We start from the raw sequence: 18,761 nt of genomic DNA, 5'->3' as shown, positions 1-18,761 counted from the left end.
GCAGGTGGGTTTATCGCTGTCGCCGCGTGGAGGCTCATGACGCCGCCGCCAGCACCGACCCGGAGGCCGCGCGCACCATGCGTTTGAGTTCGGGAATGCAAGACCCGCAGTTGGTGCCGCATTTCAGTGCGCCCCGCAGGCCGGCGAGTCGCTCGACCTCCGAGCCGGCGGAGGATGCAAGATGCTCTCCGATGGCGGTTTGCGTGATGCCGAAGCAACTGCAGATGACTTTGCCGCGAGCCGCCACACCGCCGGGCGGTGCCGAGCCGGGCCGCAGCAGTTGCCGGCCGTAGGCTTGAGCCGGCAGCCGGTCCTGCAGCAATGCCTTGATCCAGACCTCCGCCCGGGTGTCGCCACCGAGCAGGAATCCTTCGAGGTAGGCGTCCGCGCCGTTGCGCGCCAGGCGTACCGCGCGGCGCTGTCCGCGCTTTGCATCGGCATAGCGCAGGGTGTCGGCGCTGGTGAGCGCGAGCAGCGCTTCCATGCGCGAAAGGACAGCGTCAGGCGGCGCCTCGTACGCCGCGGCGCGGAACAGCACGCCCGTGCGGTCGGGCCCCGCGCCGTCGAGCGCGGCACCGGTGCCGAAGGGCACGCAACTCGCGAACGGAAAAGACGACATCAGGCCGCGAAGTTCGGCGGCGACGACCAGCGCCGCGTCCTGCGGCAGCCATGCGGCGGCAAGCAGTGTCCAGGGCAACTCGGCCTTGAGGATCTTGACCGCCGCGTGCTTGAGCTCCGGCTGCTTCGAGTCGGGGCAGAAGCTCGCCGTCGTCAGCGCGTTCACGCCCGCAAGCCGTGTGCCGCTGCTGGACGAGCCGCTCAGGTATTCGCCGCCCCAGTGCATTGCAATGAATGCCTGGCTCAGGCCCACCTCGGCGCTGGTCGCGACGGGCACCACGATCGAGCCCCGGCGCGATGTCACGTGCACGAGATCGCCCTCGGCCAGTTGGCGGCGGGCCATGTCCTGTGGATGCATCTGCACGGTCGGCTCCGCAACGTGGCCGAAGAGCCTGCCCAGCGTGCCGGTGCGGCTCATCCCGTGCCACTGGTCGCGCAGACGGCCGGTGTTGAGCGAGAAGGGGTAGCGCGCCTCGCGGGCCTCGGTCACCGGCTTGTAGGGCGTGTCGACGAAGCGGGCGCGGCCATCGGGCGTCGGAAAGATGCCGTCCTCATAGAGCCGTGCGCTGCCCTCGGTCTCGCCTTCGCGCAGAGGCCATTGCTGCGGCGTGGCTTCGAGCATCGCGTAGCTCATGCCGGTGATGTCGAGGTCACGGCCGCGGGTGGTCTCGCGGTGTTCGTTCCAGACCGATTCGGCGTCGGCGTAGGGAAAGAGTGTGCTGCCTGTGCGCCCCAGGCGTTCCTCGAGGCGGCGCGCGAACGCCACGCCGATGCGCCAGTCGTCGCGTGCTTCGCCCGGCGCCGCCACGGCCGGCCGCACCCGGGATATGCGCCGCTCGCTGTTGGTGACGGTGCCTTCCTTCTCGCCCCAGGTGGTGGCCGGCAGCAGCAAGTCGGCAAAGTCGCAGGTGGCAGTCGTCGCGAACGCTTCCTGCACCACGACGAACTCGCAGCGCTCGAGCGCGCGGCGCACGGTCGCCTGGTCGGGCATCGATTGCGCCGGGTTGGTGCAGGCGATCCAGAGCGCGCGGATTTCGCCGTCGGCGGCGGCCTGGAACATCTCGACCGCGGTCTTGCCCGGCCGATCCGGCACGTCGTCGACGCCCCACAGCGCAGCCACCTCGGCGCGATGCTGCGGATTGGCGAGGTCGCGATGAGCGGAAAGCAGATTGGCCAAGCCGCCGACTTCGCGCCCGCCCATGGCGTTGGGCTGGCCGGTGAGCGAGAAGGGCCCGGCGCCGGGTTTGCCGATCTGCGCGGTCGCCAGGTGCAGGTTGATCAGCGCAGCGTTCTTCGCGGTGCCGGACGAGGACTGGTTCAGGCCCTGGCAATAGAGGCTCAGCGTCGCGGCGGAGGTCGCAAAAAGACGGGCTGCCTGCAACAGATCGTCCTTGGAGATGCCGCAGACTTGCGCCACGCGATCGGGCGTGCAGTCGCGTACCGTGGCCTTGAGCGCATCGAAGCCGCTGGTGTGATCGGCGATGTACCGCGCATCGGTCCAGCCTTCCCAGAGCATCAGGTGCAGCATGCCGTTGAAGAGCATCACGTCGGTGCCCGGCTGGATCGGCAGGAACAGGTCGGCTATCTCCACCGTGTCGGTGCGGCGGGGATCGGCCACGACGATCTTCATCGCCGGGTTGGCCGTCTTCGCGTCTTCGATGCGCCGGAACAAGATCGGATGCGCCCAGGCCGTGTTGCTGCCGACGATGAACAGGCACTCGGCGTGCTTCAGGTCGTCATAGCACGCGGGCGGTGCATCGGCGCCGAGCGTCTTCTTGTAGCCGGCGACCGCGCTGCTCATGCACAAGCGCGAGTTGGTGTCGATGTTGTTGGTGCCGATGAGGCCCTTGGCGAGCTTGTTGAAGACGTAGTAGTCCTCCGTCAGCAACTGTCCCGACACGTAGAAGCCCACCGCATCGGGGCCGCTTTCGCCGATCACCTGCGCAAACTTCTCCACCGCCACATCGAGCGCGCCATCCCAGCTGATGGGTTCGGGCGCACCGCCGCGCGTGGCGCGCTGCAACGGCCGCAGCAGACGCGTCTGCATGGTGACCGCGGCACTGGCCGTCAAGTGCAGTGTCGAGCCCTTGGTGCACAGGCGGCCGAAGTTTGCGGGATGCGCGGGGTCGCCGCGCACGCCGGTGATCTGCGCGCCATCGGATTCGATGATCACGCCGCAGCCCACGCCACAGTAGGGGCAGGTCGAGCGTGTTTCGTTCATGGTGGCTCCTCAGGCCTCGACGGTTCGCCTGGGACCGGCCGCGGGACGAGAGAGATCGGTGGCGTGCGATTCGAGTTCGCCCGCATCGAGGTGCACCACGCCGTCGGCAACTTTCACCGCGAAGCGCGGCGTGCAGCCTTCGTCCGGCGACTTCGCGCAGCCGTCGTCGAGACCGATGGCCCAGTTGTGCAGGGGACAGGCCACGCTGGTGCCGAACACGATGCCCTGGCTCAGCGGACCGCCCTTGTGCGGACAGCGGTCGAGCAATGCGAAGACCTGGTTCTCGGAATTGCGGAACACCGCGACATCGAGGCCCTCGGCACGGCTGACGCGACGCGCGCCGAGCACGGGGATGTCGTCGACGCGGCAGATCACTTTCCATTCACTCATGATTTCCTCTCCTTCAGGCCGTCTGCGCGGCAGCGGCAGTGGGCTCGACGACGGCCACGGGCTTGAACTGCCGCACGTCCACGGATGCCTGGCTCGACTCGAACCACGGATCGGGTTCGCCGTCCAGCGCGAACTGGAGCCGCTCCCACAGGGTCTTGCGGCCCTCCGCGTCCTCGAGGATCTTCTTCTTCACGTAGTCGAGGCCGACGCGTCCGATGTAGTGCACCGTGCGCTCCAGGTACCAGCCTTCCTCGCGGTAGAGCTGCAGGAACGCGCCCGCGTACTCCATCACTTCCTCGGACGTCTTCACCTTCACGAGGAACTGCGCGACCTCGGTCTTGATGCCTCCGTTGCCGCCCACGTAGATTTCCCAGCCCGAATCGACGCCGATCACCCCGACGTCCTTGATGCCCGATTCAGCGCAATTGCGCGGGCAGCCCGACACCGCGAGCTTCACCTTGTGCGGTGCGTACATCGCCCACAGCGCGCGCTCCAGGTCCTTGCCCATCTGCGTCGAGTCCTGCGTACCGAAGCGGCACCACTCGCTGCCCACGCAGGTCTTCACCGTGCGCAGCGACTTGGCGTAGGCAAAGCCGGACGGCATGCCGATGTCCTTCCAGACGTTCTCCAGGTCTTCCTTCTTCACGCCGAGCAGGTCGATGCGCTGGCCGCCCGTGACCTTGACGGTGGGAATCTTGTACTTGTCGGCCGCGTCGGCGATGCGGCGCAGTTCATCGGGCGTGGTGTGGCCTCCCCACATGCGCGGGATCACGGAATAGGTGCCATCGCGCTGGATGTTGGCATGGCTGCGCTCGTTGACGAAGCGGCTCTGCGGATCGTCCTTCGCCTCCTTGGGCCAGGTCGAGATCAGGTAGTAGTTGATCGCCGGGCGGCAGGTCGCGCAGCCGTTGGGCGTGCGCCAGCCGAGGTTGCGATACACCTCGTCGTGCGTGAGGTAGTGCTCCTTGCGGATCGCATCGCGCACGTCCTGGTGGCTGACGTCGGTGCAGGCGCAGACGGCCTTCTTCTTGGGCGTGGCGGAGTAGTCGCCGCCGGCCGTGAACATCAGGATCTGCTCGACCAGTCCGGTGCACGAGCCGCACGATGCGCTGGCCTTGGTGTGCTTCTTGACCTCTTCGAGCGTGAAGAGTCCCTTGTCCTTGATCGCCTTGCAGATGGTGCCCTTGCTGACGCCATTGCAGCCGCAGACCTCGGCATCGTCCGGCATCGACGCGGCCTTGCTGTGGCCTTCGTGGCCGGTGTCGCCGATGTTGGATTCGCCGAACATCAGCTTGTCGCGGATGTCGTGTACGCTGCGGCCGTCACGCAGCAACTTGAAGTACCAGCTTCCGTCGACCGTGTCGCCGTAGAGGCAGGCGCCGACCAGCTTGTCGTCCTTGATCACCAGCTTCTTGTAGACGCCACCGAAGGGATCGCTCATCACGATCTCCTCGGTGCCCTCGCCACCCATGAATTCGCCGGCGGAGAAGAGGTCGATGCCCGTGACCTTGAGCTTCGTCGAGGTCAGCGAGCCCATGTAGCGGCCGATGCCGAATTGAGCCAGGTGATTCGCCGCGACCTTGGCCTGCTCGAAAAGCGGCGCAACCAGCCCGTAGGCGATGCCGCGATGCGCCGCGCATTCGCCGACCGAGTAGATGCGCGCATCGGTCACGGTCTGCATGGTGTCGGTGACGACAATGCCGCGGTTGATGTGCAGGCGCATCTTCTCGGCCAGCTCGGTGTTGGGACGGATGCCGACGGCCATGACCACCAGGTCGGCGGCGACCTCGGTGCCGTCCTTGAAGCGAATGGCGGAGACCCTTCCTTGTTCGTTGCCCACGAGTTCCTGGGTTTGCGCGCCGATGAGGAACTTCAGGCCGCGGTCTTCGAGCGACTTCTGCAGCAGCTTGCCGGCCACGTCGTCCAGTTGCCGCTCCATGAGCCACGGCATGACGTGCACCACGGTGACGTTCATGCCGCGCAGCATGAGGCCATTGGCCGCTTCGAGACCCAGCAGTCCACCGCCGATGACGACCGCGTTCTTGTGCGTGCGAGCCGTCTCGATCATGTAGTCGGTGTCGGCGATGTCGCGATAGGCGATCACGCCTTTCAGATCCTTGCCGGGGACCGGCAGCATGAAGGGGTTGGAGCCGGTGCACATCAGCAGGCGGTCATAGGCCGCTTCGGTGCCGTCCTCGGCGCGAACGATCCGCTTGACGCGATCGACTTCTGCGACTTTCTTGCCGGCATGAAGGGTGATGTTGTTCTCGGCGTACCACTCCCAGCTGTTGAGAACGATCTCGTCGACTGTTTGCTCACCCGCGAGCACCGGCGACAGCAGGATGCGGTTGTAGTTCGGATGCGGCTCCGCGCCGAATACGGTGATGTCGTAGAGGTCGGGCTCGATCTTGAGCAGTTCCTCGATCGTGCGCACGCCGGCCATGCCGTTGCCGACCATCACGAGTTTCATTTTCTTCATGGGGTGGGACCTTTCGTGGATTCAATCAAGCGAGGGACCCAGGGCGCGCGTGGAGAATCGCGCCATGAGCTTTGAAGTGGACATTGGCTACAGCAGCCAGCGCGGGCCGCGCGAGGTCAACGAGGACTTCGCCGGCGCGGTGCATGCGCCGCAAGGCGAGGAAGCACGCGGGCTGATTGCGGCCATTGCCGACGGTGTGTCCACCGGTGGACGCGGACTCGAGGCCGCGCAGACCACCGTGATGGGACTGCTGGGTGACTACTTCGCCACGCCCGACACCTGGGAGCCGACGGCGGCGCTGGACCGGCTGATCGGAGCGCAGAACGCATGGCTTGCCGATCACAACCGCCGCCGCCAGGGTGGCGGCACCGCGCTCACCACGTTGACCGCGCTGGTGCTGCATGGACAGAGCTACACGCTCGCGCACGTCGGCGACACCCGCGCCTGGCGAGTGCGCCAGGACGGCGAGCCCATGCCGCTGACGCAGGACCATGCCTTCGAGCACCCCGACCTGCGCAGCCGGCTGACGCGCGCGATCGGTCTCGACGACCAGGTGCGCGTCGACTACGTGCAGGGCGATGTGCGCGTCGGCGACTGCTTCGTGCTCAGCTCCGACGGCGTGCACGGTGTGCTCAAGGCGCAGCATCTGGCGGCCCTCGCGCTGCAGGGCAATGCGGGAGAGGCCAGCCACGCGCTGGTTCAGGCCGCGCTGGCGGCAGGGTCGCGCGACAACGCCACTGCGCTGGTGATTCGCGTCATCGGGCTGGATGCCCGTCAACTGGACGATGAAATGGGCGACGTGCGTCGGCTGGCTCCGCCGCCGCTGCTGAAGGTGGGTGACGTGCTCGACGGTTACGTGATTACCGCGCGAGTGGCCGATACCGGCGTGCATGTGCTCTATCAGGCGCGTCGACCGGAGACCCGAGCCCTGGTCACCCTCAAGACCTTGCATCCGTCGCGGGCCGGCGATCCACAGGAGCGCGCGATGCTGGCACACGAAGCCTGGCTGGGACTTCGCGTCAACGCTCGCGCCGACAGCGGCTTCGTGCGCGTTCACGAGCGTGCGGAGGATGCCAGCGCGCTCTATACCGTGTTCGATTGGCATGGCGGCCGCACGCTCGAGCAGATGCAGAAGGACGGCCGGCGCGGCGCTGTGGCAGAGGTCGTGGCCGCGGCCATCGAAGTGACCCGCGCGCTGGGTCGGCTGCACCGCCACGGCGTGGTGCATCGCGACATCAAGCCGGGCAACCTGCACCTTGGCGACGATGGGCGCTGGCGCATCCTCGACCTGGGTGTTGCGCTGTCCGGGCGCGAGAGCGCGGCGCAGCGCGAACTGCATGCCGGCACGCCCAGCTATATCAATCCCGAGCAGTGGGAAGACGAGGGTGCCGACGCGGCAAGCGATCTGTTCGCGTTGGGCGTCACGCTCTACCAGTGGCTTGCCGGGCGCTTGCCCTATGGCGAGATCGAGCCCTATCAGGCTGCGCGCTACCGGCGCGACCCGGCCGCGCTGTCGCGTATCCGGCCGGATGTGCCGATGTGGCTCGACCATCTGGTGCGCAAGGCTGTCGCGCGCGATCCGCGGCAGCGTTTCGAGACGGCCGAGGAGTTGCTGCTCGCGCTCGAGCGGGGCGCATCTCGTCCCGTCAGTGCGCCGAGCGTCACGCCGCTGGTTCGCCGCGACCCGGCTGCGCTCTACAAGATCGCGCTGGGTGTTTCGCTGCTGCTCAATGTGTTGTTGGTGGTGTGGCTGCTCTTCTTGCCACGGACTTGATGTTGCTCGCCCCCAGGTTGGCTCACTGCGTGTAGCCGCCCACCCCCTACCGGGGGCAATACCGGCGGGCCGGCGGAGCCGGTTCCGCGGTATTTCTGGAATTGGGTTGTGCGGGGTCATGCGTTGCGGGCCTTGGGGGCTTTGGTGGTGCTGGGGCGGCGAGGTGTGACCGGCGGCTGTGCGGCATCGCGGGCGCGGCCGCCTTTTTCGGCCCAGGTGCGGGTCCAGCGGATTTGCATCACGCGCATGACGCCGAGCATGACGAGCGACAGTGCGGCGAAGAAGACGAAGCCCCAGGCATAGCTGCCGAGATATTGCTTCGACAAGCCCATCGCGTTGGGTACCAGGCCACCGCCGAGCGCGCCGATCTCGCCGATCATCGAGCCGGCCACCGCGGTGCTTGCCGGCCAGCGGAGCGGCACGAGTTGGAAGAGTGCGCCATTGCCAGCACCCAGTGCGGCGAAGCAGGTGATCAGCAGGAGCGTGGTGAGCGTCAACGATGCCGACGACGCGCCGACCAGCACCAGGCCGATCGCCACCACGAGCAGGACCAATGTCAGCGTGTTGACGCCGCCCCAGCGGTCGGAGATCCAGCCGCCGATCACGCGTACGGCGGCACCCATGAAGGCGGCCAGCATGGTCAACTGTCCGGCCTGCACCTTGCTCACGCCGAACTGGTCGTAGTAGTAGGAGGGCAGGAAGGTCGTGAGGCCGATGAAGCCGCCGAAAGTCACGCCGTAGATCAGGCTGAACACCCATCCGTCCTTCTCGAACAGGCAGGCGATGTGTTCGCGGAAGCTGGCATGGCTGTCGATGTCGGGCGGCTCCTTGGCGAACACGATCATCACGATCATCGGCACGAGGATCGCGATGGCTGCCACACCGTACACGCTCTGCCAGCCCAGCCATTGGGCGAGTGGCGGAGCCACCAGCACCGACACCGCGGTACCGACGTTGCCCGCACCCACCAGTCCCATGGCGAGGCCCTTGTGCTGCGGCGGGAACCAGCCCGACCCCAGCGAGAGCGCGACGCCGAAGCTCGCGCCCGCGATGCCCAGGAGCACCCCCATCGCGAGCAGATCGTTGAAGCTGTGCACCATGAAGAAGCCGAACAGCATCGCGACGGCAATGAGCCCCATCTCGACCAACGTCGCACGCTTGCGGCCGATGTATTGCGACAGGATGCCCAGCGGGAAGCGCATCAGCGCACCGGCAATGATCGGCACCGACAGCATCAGGCCCTTCTGCGCCGGCGAGAGGTTGAAGCTTTCGCCGATGAACGGTGCCATCGCACCGTTGAGCACCCAGATGCAGCACGAGAAGGCGAAGTACAGAAAGGCCGCGAACAACGTCGGGCCGTGGCCTGAGCGAAGGAAGGTCTTGAAGCTGGACATGGCTTTCAATGCGAAATGCCGCGGCGCGGCCGTTGGCGGGCCGTGTCGTCGGACGGGGTTGGGGCGGTGTGCCGGCAGCGAACGCTGACGGCGTGAGGGGTGTGCTCGGCGGTTGCAAGACCGGGCGGCGTGCAGGTGTCTGCCGCTTCACCAAAGCGGTGCTTCGTTACACCGCGAGCCATGTCACGCAAGAGCTGTGCCACCGCGCGACGGCGCAGCTGGCCTATGCTTCCGGTTGCTGTTTGAAGCTCGCCGTGAACCCTCTTCTTGTCGTCCTGCCCCACGAAGCCACCGACCTTGCACTGCCCGAGGTGCTGCAGCGCGCACTGGCTGGCATCGATGCTTCGGCCGTTGCACGTGCGACGTTCCTCACGATGGCGTCGCAGGCCCAGTTGCTCGCGCCTCGGGAGATCGTGATCTGCGTGAAAGTGGCGGCGCAGGATCTTTTCGATGTGCTGCAAGCCTGGTCGGGCACGCCGCCGTGTCCGCTGAGCCTCGTCTCCGCACCGCTGGATCGCCAGTCGCACGAGAAACTCGCGGCGCTCGGCGTGCACGCATGGGAGTCGATCGAGGCGCTGACTGCGCAGTCCTTCGACGCGTTGCTGGGCCGCGCGCACGCGCGCTGGCAGCGGGAGAGAGGACTGCGCACCGAACTGGATGCACTGCGCACGCGCCTGGACGAACGCAAGTGGATCGATCGCGCCAAGGGCCTCTTGATGTCCGCACGCGGCATCGATGAGGACGAGGCCTTCGGTCTGCTGCGCGGCGCGGCCATGCATGCCAACCTGCGCCTCGGCGAAGTCTCCCGATCCGTGGTCGAAGCTTCGCGATGGGCCGATGCGATCAATCGCGCCGGGCAGTTGCGCATGCTGTCGCAGCGGCTGGTCCGCGTGGCGGCGCAGGCGCTGGCGGGCATCGACGCGCGGCGCGCGCGTGTCTTGCGCACGCAATCTGCCGAGCGGGTGCAGGACAACCTGGATCATCTGGCCGCACTCGAACTGGGCGAGGCCGGTGCGCGGAGCCTGTCGGATGTGCGCCTGGCCTGGAAAGGGCTGGAGGCGGCACTCGCCGCGCGCCTCGCACCGCGAGCGTTGATGGATATCGATGAACGTGCCTGCGAACTGCTCTCTGCCGCCGAGGCCCTGACAGGTGCACTGGAGGCCTCCGGCGCGCGACGCGCGCTGCGCATCGTCAACATCTGCGGGCGCCAACGCATGCGCGCGCAACGGCTCGCAAAGGACGCGTTGCTGGCGTCGACCTTGTCGCAAGAGGCCACGCGCGATCGCCTGGCGCCGACGATGGATGCGTTCGAGTCCGCATTGCTGGAACTCGAGCGCGCGCCCTTGAGTTCACCCGAGATCCGGACCGCTTTGGCGGCCGCGCGGGACGAGTGGCTGCAACTGGTGCGCGGCGTGCGCGACGTCGAGAGCGCCGAAGGGCGCGCCGCGCTGGTGCGTTCCAGCGATGCGCTGGTCGACACCTTCGACCAACTCACTGCCTCGTACGAACACAGCCTGCAGGTCATCATGTCCTGACTCCGGCGTGAGTGCTTCGCCGCCGTGTCGACTCAGGCGGCAACCTTCTCCACGTGCGCCTGGCGCGTGTAGAGAAAGTCGATGACGGCCTTGCGCGCATGCACGTAAGCCGGGTCTTCGGCCAGTTCGACGCGATTGCGCGGGCGTGGGATGTCGACTGCCAGCACTTCGCCGACGGTCGCGGCAGGTCCGTTGGTCAGCATCACGATGCGGTCGGACAGCAGCACTGCTTCGTCTACATCGTGCGTGACCATGACGACCGTGCTGTGCGTCTTCTGCACGATGGCGAGCAACTCGTCCTGCAGCTTGGCGCGCGTCAGCGCATCGAGCGCGCCAAAGGGCTCGTCCATCAGCAGCACCTTGGGTTCCATCGACAGCGCGCGGGCGATGCCCACGCGTTGCTTCATGCCGCCGGAGATCTCGCCGGGGCGCTTTTGTGCGGCCGCACTCAGACCGACCAACGCGAGCGCCGCTTCGGTGCGTGCCTTGAGTTGCGCCTTCCCTTCGGTCGACGCGAACACACGTTCGACAGCGAGGTATACGTTCTCGTAGCAGTTCAGCCAGGGCAGCAGCGAATGATTCTGGAACACCACTGCACGCTCAGGTCCTGGACCTTTGATCTCGCGGTGGGCGCAGACCAGGGCGCCTTGCGTGGGCGCAGCGAGGCCGGCGATGAGGTTCAGCAGCGTCGACTTGCCGCAGCCCGAGTGCCCGATCAGCGTGATGAACTCGCCCTTGGCCACGCTGAGGTTGATGTCGCGCAGTGCGAGGAAGCTGCCCTTGGCCGTCTTGAATCGCTGCTCGACGCCCTGGATCTCGATGTACTTTTTGTCATCATTCATGACTTCACCTCTTCGAACGTGAATGCGGTGGCGATCTTGATGAGCGCGAACTCGAGCACGAGGCCGACGATGCCGATGACGAAGATCGCGATGATGATGTTGGCGACGTTGAGGTTGTTCCACTCGTCCCACACCCAGAAGCCGATGCCGACACCGCCGGTCAGCATCTCCGCCGCGACGATCACGAGCCACGCAGTGCCGACGGCGAGCCGCACGCCGGTCAACATGTAGGGCAGCACGGCGGGGAAAAGGATCCTGGTGAAGATCTTCCATTCGCTGAGGTCCAGCACCTTCGCGACGTTCATGTAGTCGCTCGGCACGCGCTGCACGCCCACGGCGGTGTTGATGATCATCGGCCAGATCGAGCAGATGAAGATCGTCCAGATCGCCGCCGGATTGGCACCCTTGAACACCAGCAGACCGATCGGCAGCCAAGCCAGCGGGGAGACCGGGCGCAGCAGGCTGATCAGCGGATTGAACATGCGCGAGAGGAATTCGAAGCGGCCAATCGCAAAGCCCGCAGGAATGCCCACCGCCGCCGCGAGACCGAAGCCGAGCGCGACGCGTTGCAGCGACGACAGCACGTTCCAGCCCACGCCTTGGTCGTTGGGGCCCTTGCTGTAGAACGGATCGCTGAACACCGTCACTGCCTGCTGCCAGGTTGTGAGCGGCGAAGGAAAGCCGGTGGTGCTCTTCATCGCGACCAGTTCCCATATCAGGATCAGCAGCGCGACGCCGAGTACCGGCGGCAGAACGCGCAACCACAGCGCGCTGAAGTCGCGTGGTGCGCGCGGCTCGGGTTCGGCCTGTCGGGCAAGGGCCACGGGCTTGGTCGCGACAAAGCTCTTCGCAGTGGCCGGCGCAGCGGAACGGGCATCGAGAGGGGAATGAAAGACAGCGCTCACCATGACGGCCTCCTCAGGCGTGGACCTTGAACGAATCGGCGTACTGCCTGGGGTTCTTGCCGTCCCACACGACGCCGTCGATCAGCTTGCTGGTGCGCATCGCGTCCTTGGGAAGCGGCGTGTTCGTGGCGGCCGCGGCTTGCTTGTAGATGTCGATGCGGTTGATCTGCGTCGCGACCTGCAGATAGTCGGGATGCTCCTTCAGGAGGCCCCAGCGCTTGTGTTGTGTGAGGAACCACATGCCATCCGACAGATACGGAAAGTTCACCGAGCCATCGTTGAAGAACTTCATGTAGTTCGGATCGTCCCAACTCTTGCCGAGCCCGTTGGTGTAGCGGCCCAGGATGCGTTGGTTGATGGCGTCGACGCTGGTGTTGACGTAGCTCTTGTCCGCGATGGTCTCGGCCATCTTGTTCTTGTTCTGCAGGCCGGTGTCGATCCACTTGCCGGCCTCCAGGATGGCCGCCGTCACGGCGCGCGCGGTGTTGGGGTACTTCTTGACGAAGTCGCCCGTCGTGCCGAGCACTTTTTCCGGGTGGTCCTTCCAGATGTCCTGCGTGGTCACGGCCGTGATGCCGATGCCGTCCATGATCGCGCGCTGGCCCCACGGCTCGCCGACGCAATAGCCGTCCATGTTGCCGACACGCATGTTCGCGACCATCTGGGGCGGCGGCACGGTGATGACCTTGGCGTCCTTCAGCGGATTGATGCCGTTGGCCGCCATCCAGTAGTACAGCCACATCGCGTGCGTGCCGGTGGGGAAGGTCTGCGCGAAGGTGTATTCGCCCTTGTCGGCGGCCATCACCTTGGCCAGCGAGGCGCCGTCGACGGCACCCTTGTCGGCCAGCTTCTTCGACAGTGTGATGGCCTGGCCGTTGTTGTTGAGCGTCATCAGGACGGCCATGTCCTTCTTCGGGCCGCCAATGCCCAGATGCACGCCGTAGACGAGGCCGTAGAGCACGTGGGCAAAGTCGAGCTCGCCGTTCACGAGCTTGTCGCGCACGCCGGCCCAGCTGGCTTCCTTGCTGGGCACGATCTTCACGCCGTACTTCTTGTCGGTGCCCAGTACCGAGGCCATGACGACGCTGGCGCAATCGGTGAGGGGAATGAAGCCGATCTTCACTTCCTCCTTCTCGGGCTTGTCGGAACCCTGGGCCCAGACCGCCGTGCGCAACGCGGGGTCCAGCCCCACCACGCCGGCAGCAGCGGCCTGCAACACGCGTCGGCGACTCAGTTTGGGTGTGAGCGAATCGGTCATGGGGCGAACTCCGAAAGGAAAGACAAGAAAGACAAGCGCAAAAAAAAAAAAAAGGCGTCCTCACCGCGCAAGGGCTGCTCGAAAACGAGCCCTTGCGGGTGGGGACGCCTTTGTCCGGTTCGGTGGGCCGTATCCGCCGTTGGATGCTGCCTGCCTGAAGACCTTCGTTGGTCTATGGCCAGCAGGAATGCAAGCGACGTGCCAGCGTTGACGGACGTTGAACTGCTATGAAAAACATAGCTTCAGAATCAGGCCTGGCTTTGGATTGACGCCGATAGGACATTTCGACCGGGTGCGGCACGATCATTGTGCGTTGCACCATTCCAGATCAGGCGCCGCTCACGAGGCCGCGTCGCGGGGCAGGTACTCGGCCATCGACAGCACCGATTCGGCCACCTCGACCAGACGCCGGCCCTGGTTCATGGCGGTCTGCCGCAGCATCTTGTGCGCTTCCTGCTCGCTGATGCCGCGATGTGCCATCAGGAGGCCCTTGGCGCGCTCGACGAGCTTGCGCTCATTGAGCGCTGCGCGCACGGTCTCCAGTTCGTCGCCCATCGCCTGCAGGCGGCGCGACTGCTCTTGAACCATGTCGAGGATCGAACGTTCGAGTTGGCGACCATAGAGCGCCGCGCCGCCGGGCGGCTGTGAGTGGGTCGTTGAGTCTGGCGTCGGCTCGTCGAAAAAGGCTGCGGGCGAATCGGTGTCGTCGGCCATTTTCAACAGCAGTGCTTCATGCGCCTGCAATTCGGATCGCGCCTGCGCCGTCTTGTGCGCGCAGATTCGTTGCAACTCGGCGGCGAGTTGCTCCTCGACCCCCTGCATCGCGTCGATGCGCCGGGTGCTGCAGTCGAACCAGGTCTGGCTCAGTTCGGGATCGAGCGCCACGCCCGCCGGCGCGGCACACGCAATGCGGCGCAAGCGCTCCTGTTCCGCAATCTGCTCTGGCGACTGGCTTGCGCGCCAAAGGCAGGCCAGGCTCTCGGCGGAAAACTCGACGAAGACCTGGAAGCAGCGCTCCTGCGAATCGATCAGGTGCAGCCACTGTTGCTGTCGCGTGCTGTCGTTGCACCCCGAAGCAAATGCTGCGGCGCCGCAGGCGCGCTCCTGGCCGGCGAATTCCTTGCCCTGCATGAAATTGAAGAGCGCCACGAGCACGCGCGAGACCTCCGGATCGGTCGCGCCATCGGCCGCCTCGAACACCACCGCGAGCAGTCCGGCGATGAGCTTGACGAAAGCGGCTGTCGACTCGGCAGCGTCCAACTCCAGCGCGCCGATTCGGCGGCGCAGTTCGGGGAGCGCATCCAGCCCGGGGAGCACCCAGGCAATCCGGCTGAAAAGGCGAGCGCCATTGCCGATCCGGGCGATGTCTGCTTCCAGGTGTCCGAAGCTTTGGCGCACCGCCGTCTCCAATTGCAGGCATTCGACGATCTGCTTGCTCCGCTGTGCGGCGAAGCGTTGACCTCGCGAGGCCAGCCACACGTTCGAGATACCGCGTTCGCGCTGCAAGGCATGCACCAGTCGTCCGATGCTTCCGACCAGTTCGCCGGTGCGGGTCAGTTGTTCCAGCCCGTCGATTTCGCAACGCAGGGCGGCAACCAGGAAACTCAGGCCGGATTTCATCGAAGGGCTTGCAGCAACATCCGTGCCCCGAAAACGGGCGGCACCTACACTCGCAGCATGTTTGTATTGGGTATCGAATCGTCCTGCGACGAAACCGGCGTGGCGTTGGTCGAGAGCGGCGCGAGCGGGCTGCCGCGTCTCGCAGCGCACGCGCTGCACAGCCAGATCGCGATGCACCAGGCCTACGGCGGCGTCGTTCCGGAACTGGCGAGCCGCGATCACATCCGGCGCGTGCTCCCCCTCGCGGAGACCGTCTTCGAGCAGGCCGGCCAACGGTTGGCGGATGTGGACGTCGTCGCCTATACCCGAGGGCCTGGCCTGGCGGGGGCCTTGCTGGTCGGCGCAGGAGTGGCCTGCGCGCTCGGCGCGGCGCTGGACAAGCCGGTGCTGGGCGTGCACCACCTTGAAGGGCATCTGCTGTCGCCCTTCCTCAGCGCCGATCCGCCGGAATTCCCCTTCGTCGCGCTGCTCGTGTCCGGCGGCCACACGCAACTGATGCGCGTCGACGGTGTAGGGAGGTATGAGCTTCTGGGCGAAACGATCGACGACGCGGCCGGCGAGGCCTTCGACAAAAGCGCCAAGTTGATGGGATTGCCCTATCCGGGCGGCCCGTGGCTCGCCAAGCTGGCCGAGCAGGGCGATGCCGCGGCTTTCAAGCTCCCGCGCCCTTTGTTGCACAGCGGCGACCTGGATTTTTCCTTTGCGGGGCTGAAGACAGCGGTGCTCACTCAGGCCCGCAAGCTCGGCGATGAGATCGAATCACGAAAGGCCGACCTCGCGGCGTCGACCCAGGCCGCGATCGTCGAGGTGCTGTTGAAAAAGTCGCTGGCAGCGATCGAGCAGACGGGGCTGGATCGTCTGGTGGTGGCAGGGGGTGTCGGCGCCAACCGGTCGCTGCGCGAGCAACTCAATGCCGCATGCGCCAAGCGCGGGGTGCGCGTGCACTATCCCGAATTGCACTTGTGCACCGACAACGGCGCCATGATCGCGATGGCCGCCGCGATGCGCCTCCAGGCGGGCATCCAGAGCCCGACCGAGCGCTATGCCTTCGACGTCAAGCCGCGATGGCCGCTGGCGTCGCTGAATGCCGCGTCGGAACCCGCCTAGGCGCCTTCCTGGATTGCTGCGGCAGCGGCAGCACGTCGAGCATCTTGCGCCAGAGCTGGGACCATTGCGGCCAGTCGTGACCGCCTTCGGTGGTGAAGACATGACCGGACGGAAGCGCATCGGCCAGCAGCTGGTGGTTGGCCGCGAATCGGTCGCCGAGGCCGAATCCCAGGTACAGCGGGGGGAGCGTCTCAGGGCGCGCCGGCGACGCGTACTGCTGGAGCCAGGGCCACAGCTTGCGGTCGACCTCCTGGTCGGGCGGCGGGCCCTCGGGGGCCTTCCATGCGCGCAAGCCACCGGCCTTGTGGATTTCCGCGCCGATCGGGCGCCGACCGAGATAGGGCGCCAAGGCCACGATCCCGTCGACCGTGCCCGGTTTGGCCAGTTCATGAATCAAGGCGCCGAAGCCGCCGATCGAAATGCCGACCAGCCAGATCTTCCGGTATCCGACCGCACGCTGAGGCTCGATCACGTCTTGTTGTAGCCGCTCGATGAAAGTCTGGTCGTAGTAATACGACACATCGGCGTCCACCAGCAAGGAATCCGCCGCGAGATCGCGTTCCTGCACGGCGCTGACAAAGCCCTCGCGCTCGAATTCCTCCGGCTTCAGAAATGCGCCCGGGAGGAACACCAGGAGGGTGTCCGATCGTTCATCGACGTCTGCAAGCTTCAAGTGCGTTTTCATGGTGCTTGTGTGAGCGCCTTCGGGCGGGCCGCCTGGGCAAACCGCACGCCCTAAAAGCGCGAATTGATACAAAGGCCTTGAAAAATACGTCACAGAACGTGACGTATTGCGCACCGATTGTGGGTCAGAAATACGTTAGGTCGGCAACCAAAAGTTACCGACCCGTCTATTCACCCCACTTTGCCTGCTTCGGTCCCCGGCAACCGGAAAGTCGCCGGGGGAGCCGTGAAGCGTTCCCGAAGCCGATTCGGTCGATCAGTTGATGGCGAGTTGCGCCACGTTGCTGACCGGAACCAGCTTGCCCAGCTTGAGGGTGAGCACGCCGTTTTCGAGCTTGGCTTCGCTCGCGGCAACGTCGATCTCCTGCGGCAACTCGTAGGCGGCCTTGATCTGACGCTTGGCTTCGGCTTTGCTCTCGATTCGAACCACGGCACCTTCGATGCCGATCGTCAGGTCGTCGCGCGACAGGCCTGGGACATCGAGGGTCAAGGTCCAGGTCTTTTCGTCCTGTTCGACATTGAGCGAGCGTTGTGCGCCGGAGAAGGCTTCGTTGACGAAGCGCTCCAGGCTGCGATCGTACGAACGCGGAACAAAGCGGGCGGTCCGGATGGCGGGTGCAAAAAACATGATGAAGACTCCTGAGCGAAACGATGAGGACAAGAATGTGTGTCCCGTACACTGCGCGGCGTTTCAACAAGACGAGTGCCGCATGCCACCTCATCTAGGCATCGCGAAGGGAGTTTCAAGACGATGATTTCCAGCTTTATTTGGCGACGCCGGGCCTTGAAATTCGCGGCTCTGGCGCTAGGTGCCGGCGTGCTTTCGCCGCTGCAGGCGAAGACGCAGACGCCAATCCGCCTTGCGCTGATCGAGAGCATGAGCGGCCCTTTCGCCAATACGGGTGAAGCGGTGTTCCGCAACCTGCTGTGGGCGGTCGAGCGCGTCAATGCGCGTGGCGGGGTGAGGCTGCCCGGCGGCGCGCGCCTCCTGCAACTGGATCGCTACGACAGCAAGGGACAGAACGAAGAAGCGCTGTCCGCGCTGCGCGCCGCGATGGACGACGGCGCGCGCATCGTGATGCAGGGCAACTCTTCGGCGACTGCCGCGGCGCTGATCGACGCGATCGAGAAGAACAACGAGCGCGATCCGTCGAAGCGTGTCCTCTTCCTCAACTACTCGGCCGTCGACCCCATCCTCACCAACGAGCGCTGCAGCTTCTGGCACTTCCGCTTCGACGCGCATGCCGACATGCGCGTGACCGCGCTGATGCAGGTGCTCAAGGACGACAAGGCGCTCCAGCGCGTCTACCTGATCGGCCAGGATTACAGCTTCGGCCAGGCGGTGCTGCGCGAATCACGACGACAGCTTGCCGAACTGCGGCCCGACGTGCAGATCGTTGGCGACGAGCTGCATCCGATGGGCAAAGTCAAGGATTTCGCCCCGTATGCGAGCAAGATCCTCGCCAGTGGGGCGCAGGCCGTGATCACGGGCAACTGGGGAAACGACCTCACGCTGCTCGTGAAGGCGGCGCGCGAGGCGGGCTTCAACGGCACCTTCTACACCTTCTACGGCAATGCGCTGGGGGCGCCGGCGGCGATTGGCGACGCCGGCATCGGCCGCGTCGTCGCGGTGGCCGACTGGCTGCCGAACGTGCAGACACCGCAGTCCGAGGCCTTCTACAAGTCCTTCCGCGCGCGTTTTCCCAAGCCTTCCGAGGACTACGTGCACATGCGCATGCAGTTGATGATCGAGGCGCTGGCCCAGGCGATCGAGCGTGCCGGCAGCACCGACACCGTGGCGGTCGCCCGTGCGCTTGAAAAGGCCCATGTCACGCTCGCGGGCCAGAGCGGGCACATGCGCGCTGAAGACCACCAGTTCCAGCAGACGCTGGTGGTCGGCGTGATGGACAGGCAAGGCGCGCCCGGCGTCAAGT

14 protein-coding genes are annotated in these 18,761 nt (G+C 65.8%); 4 read left to right on the top strand and 10 right to left on the bottom strand.

Annotated elements, in window-relative coordinates:
- Nucleotides 1–34: 34 nt before the first annotated feature.
- From AC1DN9_RS27825 to nirB, 3 genes are read right to left on the bottom strand one after another with little or no spacing between them, the layout of a single operon-like run.
- Nucleotides 35–2,839: a nitrate reductase gene (locus AC1DN9_RS27825; protein ID WP_478105331.1), complete on the bottom strand. Its 2,805-nt coding sequence runs from the start codon at nt 2,837–2,839 to the stop codon at nt 35–37.
- A gap of 9 nt (nt 2,840–2,848) precedes the next feature.
- Nucleotides 2,849–3,229 carry a nitrite reductase small subunit NirD gene (gene nirD, locus AC1DN9_RS27820; RefSeq protein ID WP_478105329.1) on the bottom strand — a complete coding sequence of 127 codons (381 nt, stop codon included), beginning with the start codon at nt 3,227–3,229 and terminating at the stop codon, nt 2,849–2,851.
- A 13-nt stretch (nt 3,230–3,242) separates the two neighbouring features.
- A complete protein-coding gene (nirB, locus tag AC1DN9_RS27815; RefSeq protein WP_478105326.1) occupies nt 3,243–5,708 on the bottom strand; it encodes a nitrite reductase large subunit NirB in 2,466 nt (821 codons plus the stop codon).
- Between the two features lie 64 nt (nt 5,709–5,772).
- Here nirB and AC1DN9_RS27810 point away from each other — a divergent pair, with 64 nt between their 5' ends.
- Entirely contained in the window at nt 5,773–7,482 is a 1,710-nt protein-coding gene (locus tag AC1DN9_RS27810) for a bifunctional protein-serine/threonine kinase/phosphatase (protein WP_478105324.1), read from the top strand.
- 116 nt (nt 7,483–7,598) lie between these two features.
- On the opposite strand, the gene AC1DN9_RS27805 is transcribed toward AC1DN9_RS27810, so the two are convergent.
- Entirely contained in the window at nt 7,599–8,876 is a 1,278-nt protein-coding gene (locus tag AC1DN9_RS27805) for an MFS transporter (RefSeq protein WP_478105322.1), read from the bottom strand.
- A 254-nt stretch (nt 8,877–9,130) separates the two neighbouring features.
- On the opposite strand from AC1DN9_RS27805, the gene AC1DN9_RS27800 reads away from it, so the two are divergent.
- Nucleotides 9,131–10,411: an ANTAR domain-containing protein gene (locus AC1DN9_RS27800; RefSeq protein WP_478105320.1), complete on the top strand. Its 1,281-nt coding sequence runs from the start codon at nt 9,131–9,133 to the stop codon at nt 10,409–10,411.
- 32 nt (nt 10,412–10,443) lie between these two features.
- On the opposite strand, the gene AC1DN9_RS27795 is transcribed toward AC1DN9_RS27800, so the two are convergent.
- The 4 genes from AC1DN9_RS27795 to AC1DN9_RS27780 all read right to left on the bottom strand — a co-directional run bounded on the left by AC1DN9_RS27795 (nt 10,444) and on the right by AC1DN9_RS27780 (nt 15,036).
- Entirely contained in the window at nt 10,444–11,253 is an 810-nt protein-coding gene (locus tag AC1DN9_RS27795) for an ABC transporter ATP-binding protein (RefSeq protein WP_478105318.1), read from the bottom strand.
- The gene (gene ntrB, locus AC1DN9_RS27790; protein WP_478105316.1) at nt 11,250–12,161 is read right to left on the bottom strand and encodes a nitrate ABC transporter permease; all 912 of its coding nucleotides are present in this window, start codon (nt 12,159–12,161) and stop codon (nt 11,250–11,252) included. Before ntrB ends, AC1DN9_RS27795 begins: the two co-directional genes overlap by 4 nt.
- Before the next feature lie 10 nt (nt 12,162–12,171).
- The gene (locus AC1DN9_RS27785; RefSeq protein WP_478105314.1) at nt 12,172–13,416 is read right to left on the bottom strand and encodes a CmpA/NrtA family ABC transporter substrate-binding protein; all 1,245 of its coding nucleotides are present in this window, start codon (nt 13,414–13,416) and stop codon (nt 12,172–12,174) included.
- A 339-nt stretch (nt 13,417–13,755) separates the two neighbouring features.
- Nucleotides 13,756–15,036, bottom strand: a complete 1,281-nt coding sequence (locus AC1DN9_RS27780) for a nitrate- and nitrite sensing domain-containing protein (protein WP_478105313.1) — start codon at nt 15,034–15,036, stop codon at nt 13,756–13,758.
- A 57-nt stretch (nt 15,037–15,093) separates the two neighbouring features.
- Here AC1DN9_RS27780 and tsaD point away from each other — a divergent pair, with 57 nt between their 5' ends.
- Nucleotides 15,094–16,143 carry a tRNA (adenosine(37)-N6)-threonylcarbamoyltransferase complex transferase subunit TsaD gene (tsaD, locus tag AC1DN9_RS27775; protein ID WP_478105311.1) on the top strand — a complete coding sequence of 350 codons (1,050 nt, stop codon included), beginning with the start codon at nt 15,094–15,096 and terminating at the stop codon, nt 16,141–16,143.
- Here tsaD and AC1DN9_RS27770 read toward each other — a convergent pair.
- Together AC1DN9_RS27770 and AC1DN9_RS27765 are read right to left on the bottom strand one after the other, a co-directional pair.
- Entirely contained in the window at nt 16,091–16,828 is a 738-nt protein-coding gene (locus AC1DN9_RS27770) for an alpha/beta hydrolase (RefSeq protein ID WP_478105309.1), read from the bottom strand. The genes tsaD and AC1DN9_RS27770 overlap by 53 nt on opposite strands.
- A 255-nt stretch (nt 16,829–17,083) precedes the next feature.
- Nucleotides 17,084–17,455, bottom strand: coding sequence for an Hsp20/alpha crystallin family protein (locus tag AC1DN9_RS27765; RefSeq protein WP_478105307.1), 372 nt, complete (start codon nt 17,453–17,455; stop codon nt 17,084–17,086).
- A gap of 123 nt (nt 17,456–17,578) precedes the next feature.
- On the opposite strand from AC1DN9_RS27765, the gene AC1DN9_RS27760 reads away from it, so the two are divergent.
- Nucleotides 17,579–18,761, top strand: a 1,183-nt coding sequence (locus tag AC1DN9_RS27760; RefSeq protein WP_478105305.1) for a branched-chain amino acid ABC transporter substrate-binding protein, incomplete at its 3' end; no start/stop codon positions are given.

It is taken from the genome of Variovorax sp. 05L425 (genome assembly GCF_056397705.1).
Note: the sequence above shows the minus strand (reverse complement) of the source record. Positions and strands in the feature narration are given on the sequence as shown.

Coding starts and splice junctions, on each gene's coding strand:
- AC1DN9_RS27810 (WP_478105324.1), top strand. CDS start 5,773: ATGAGCTTTGAAGTGGACATTGGCTACAGCAGCCAGCGCGGGCCGCGC.
- AC1DN9_RS27780 (WP_478105313.1), bottom strand. CDS start 15,036: ATGAAATCCGGCCTGAGTTTCCTGGTTGCCGCCCTGCGTTGCGAAATC.
- AC1DN9_RS27770 (WP_478105309.1), bottom strand. CDS start 16,828: ATGAAAACGCACTTGAAGCTTGCAGACGTCGATGAACGATCGGACACC.
- AC1DN9_RS27765 (WP_478105307.1), bottom strand. CDS start 17,455: ATGTTTTTTGCACCCGCCATCCGGACCGCCCGCTTTGTTCCGCGTTCG.
- AC1DN9_RS27825 (WP_478105331.1), bottom strand. CDS start 2,839: ATGAACGAAACACGCTCGACCTGCCCCTACTGTGGCGTGGGCTGCGGC.
- nirD (WP_478105329.1), bottom strand. CDS start 3,229: ATGAGTGAATGGAAAGTGATCTGCCGCGTCGACGACATCCCCGTGCTC.
- ntrB (WP_478105316.1), bottom strand. CDS start 12,161: ATGGTGAGCGCTGTCTTTCATTCCCCTCTCGATGCCCGTTCCGCTGCG.
- tsaD (WP_478105311.1), top strand. CDS start 15,094: ATGTTTGTATTGGGTATCGAATCGTCCTGCGACGAAACCGGCGTGGCG.
- nirB (WP_478105326.1), bottom strand. CDS start 5,708: ATGAAGAAAATGAAACTCGTGATGGTCGGCAACGGCATGGCCGGCGTG.
- AC1DN9_RS27795 (WP_478105318.1), bottom strand. CDS start 11,253: ATGAATGATGACAAAAAGTACATCGAGATCCAGGGCGTCGAGCAGCGA.
- AC1DN9_RS27805 (WP_478105322.1), bottom strand. CDS start 8,876: ATGTCCAGCTTCAAGACCTTCCTTCGCTCAGGCCACGGCCCGACGTTG.
- AC1DN9_RS27785 (WP_478105314.1), bottom strand. CDS start 13,416: ATGACCGATTCGCTCACACCCAAACTGAGTCGCCGACGCGTGTTGCAG.